3 protein-coding genes are annotated in these 3,123 nt (G+C 28.7%); all 3 read right to left on the bottom strand.

The window, feature by feature from the left end; translation table 11 throughout:
• Nucleotides 1-356 precede the first annotated feature (356 nt).
• Nucleotides 357-608, bottom strand: coding sequence for an aminotransferase class III-fold pyridoxal phosphate-dependent enzyme (locus QZZ11_RS09300; protein ID WP_365952656.1), 252 nt, complete (start codon nucleotides 606-608; stop codon nucleotides 357-359).
• A 152-nt stretch (nucleotides 609-760) separates the two neighbouring features.
• Nucleotides 761-1,006, bottom strand: a complete 246-nt coding sequence (locus QZZ11_RS02960) for a hypothetical protein (RefSeq protein ID WP_292473464.1) — start codon at nucleotides 1,004-1,006, stop codon at nucleotides 761-763.
• Between the two features lie 1,484 nt (nucleotides 1,007-2,490).
• The coding region (locus tag QZZ11_RS02955) for a hypothetical protein (RefSeq protein WP_292473462.1) at nucleotides 2,491-3,123 on the bottom strand (633 nt) is incomplete at its 5' end.

Genomic DNA, 3,123 nt, shown 5'->3' with positions numbered 1-3,123 from the left:
TTAATAGAATCTTCTTGAATTTAATTTTTTTATCAGTGATTTCCTTATTATATATTAATAATATCCTTTTCTGCATTTTCAAAATGGATTAAAACATTCATGTGAAAAACTCCCATTGACCATTAATCAACAGAATAATTATAATTTTACCTAAAATATTCTGAAGCCATATAATGTGCTTTCCCTAAAAATGAACTAGTATAATCTTTTCCTGTTCTATCTTTGGCAATTCCAAATTTATAACTTTAACATATTCATTATAATGAAGCATTAATTTTCTTGCTGCACTTATGAGTGGATTACCCCTAAATGTTGGTCAATGCATTAATGCATTTTTAGGATCATTAGAATAAAATTCATCGTATATTTTGGGATTCGCTAAAGTTACTGCATGGCATATATCCCACTATTAGTGCATTCCCAAGCAACAAAATATCAGGTAGAACTACTTTTGACACAAAAAGGTATCCAGTCCTACTGAGACCAGTCGCTACCTCATCAAATATTAGAACAACATCATATTTATCGCACAATTCCCTTGAATGGTTTAGGAATGAAATGTCATATATCCTCATTCCACCGGCACACTGTAAAAGAGCTTCTACTATAAATGGCTTATTTCACTGTGAAATTTCTGGAATGCTGATTCCAAAGCTTGAATCTCGCTTGGAATATGTATTACGTTATTACGTATACCACAATATTTCAAAAAAAGTGATAATCTTTGGCTTTATATGTGTGTCACCATGGTATGAATGCTTTAATGATAATTTTTTTGTGAGAAATTTTCCATTGTTATTGTAATTTCCCTCATTGTTAAAGTTGATATAGTATTAGATGGGGTAAATATTTTTGTCACACATTTACCACCACACTTGTTCATGTGGTATTGAAATGTCATTTTCAATGCAATTTCCATGCTACACTCAGAATTGGAGGAAAAATAATAATCATCTCCAAGGCCAACTCTCTGTAAGTTTTTCTGACGACTTTTGAGCATGTTCATGTGTTAATCCTCCAAGAATCAAGAGTGAAAATTGTCTGCTTGCTCCTTAATTACCTTTGTTCTGACAAGATTACACTAGCCATGAATAACATATCACCATGATGAAATGGAATCTATGAGATTTTTATCTTTGCTATACAGAAACACTCCATCGGCATCTATTATTTTGTAAGGATCTTTAATAGTTTTCATTTGTGAGTACGGATACCATATCATGATAGAGCTATTAAAAAGTAACTCATACAAAGAAAATAACTTTTGTTTGTCAAAATAAATCTATTTTTCATCTTTCATCTTTTTTTACACTTGCAATAACTGGAATGCCTGTTATTCGCTCATATACCAAAACATTATTTTTGTGTATTACATCTCCAAGGAGAAAAGTTATTAAAAATTATGCCATTGATGGCAGCCTTGTAATAGGAAGAGTTTATGCCAGAATGGTATAGTTTTTTATTATCAAACTGGAAATATATGTTTTCCCTAGATCTGTCCCTGTCCCTGTTAAGAAAAGCTTATTTGTCATGTCAGTATGAATTTTTGAAGCCACCAGCATAATGGTTTTTATAAAAAGCGTAAGAAGTATTTCTTAATAGCTCATCGCCAAATTTCATTGTATTATACCTATTCTATAGGAACTTTATTTTTTAGATTTTTTCATCATAATTTGTTGTACCAACAAAGCTGTCCTCTGCCATAAAAGAAAGCCTAAATAAAATTAAGAATTCACACAAAGATAATTAATAGACCAGTCAAACTAGGTTCTAGCTATGACACAGACTAAAACAAAACAAAAGAGGTTAATCTAAATTGGCACAGCTCTCCAACTTAACCGGGATGGCCTCCTATATTACAAAGGAATATTCGAATGTTCGTCATCTCTCCAATTACCATCAACCTAGATACACTATCAAGATGTAAACATCTAAAACAGGGAATAACAACTTAACTTGTATTTTATACTTCTTTTGGGAGTAAAAGGGAACCCAAACCTCATAAAACCGAAGAAAAACCCTGCTCAAATACCAAAATATCAACCAAATTATGTAGCACAAAAACAATGTAAAAAGAACATTCAGCTTTTCAAAACTGGAAACTTTGTCTCACTCCATGCTTTCAGGATTTCTTGCTTTCCCTAATTCTACTATCACATGTCAACAACCTCGCCTATTTTAAAATGCCACAAAGATCAGTATTTTCTACTTTAAAAATGTTATTGTTCTTTGATTTATTTATTATGAAATTTTTTTAATTCACATTAAAATCATAATTTTGATCTTGTGAAAGTAATTTGAGAATTCAATTCATCATTTAAAGTAATATTTTCTTTCATTTTTTATGAATTTTTCATATTAATTTTATATAAATATCACATCTAACATATAAAATGGTAAAATAAAAACAGCACTTCTTACTTTATCTCTTAAAGTTCTTGCATATATCATACTTTCGCTTAATAATATTGGAACTTATTTTGATGATTCTTAGGCTCCAATATAGAAATGACAATATTTATCATTTGGTTCATTTAGAGTAAATTCTTTAAATCTAACAGAATAATCTAATTGATGTAATGAAAATAATTCCGAATCAGTTTCAGAAGAGTTAATATCTTCATAATGACCTAAAGAATTTGGTTTCAATTGAGTTTTATTTTTATAAAATACATCAACATTAAAATTTATTGGAATTAAATTAAATATATATGGAACATCATTTTTTGATGGATTATTATTCCAAAATGTAAATAATCTTTCATTAACCTTATCATTTTTAATTAATTGAAGAAGGAAACTTCTTTCACCTATTCTACAATTTTCATTACTTATTTCAACATCTCTATAAGATATAATATAATAACTATTTATTTTAGCTCTAACCCAAAATATATTTGTTTGTCCTTTAACCTTTGAAGCTGAGAAAATATTCTTTTCAGAATTTCCAAAGAATATATATTTATAATTTGTATTTTGTAATTTTTCTGTATCAAATTGAATAACACACTCTCCTGAGAAAACATCAAGATTAATTTCAATTACATTACTATCACTCAATTGGAAAGGTTTAAATTGATATGTTTCAGTTCCTCCTTTTTCAAGGAATTTAACAATTTTCTT

The organism is Methanosphaera sp., from assembly GCF_016282985.1.
Lineage (GTDB): Archaea > Methanobacteriota > Methanobacteria > Methanobacteriales > Methanobacteriaceae > Methanosphaera.
The sequence above is the reverse complement of the archived record's forward strand: the minus strand, read 5'-3'. Positions and strand labels throughout refer to the sequence as shown.

Excerpts from the sequence above, each read along its gene's own strand:
- QZZ11_RS02960 (WP_292473464.1), bottom strand. The coding sequence starts at position 1,006 with ATGAACATGCTCAAAAGTCGTCAGAAAAACTTACAGAGAGTTGGCCTT.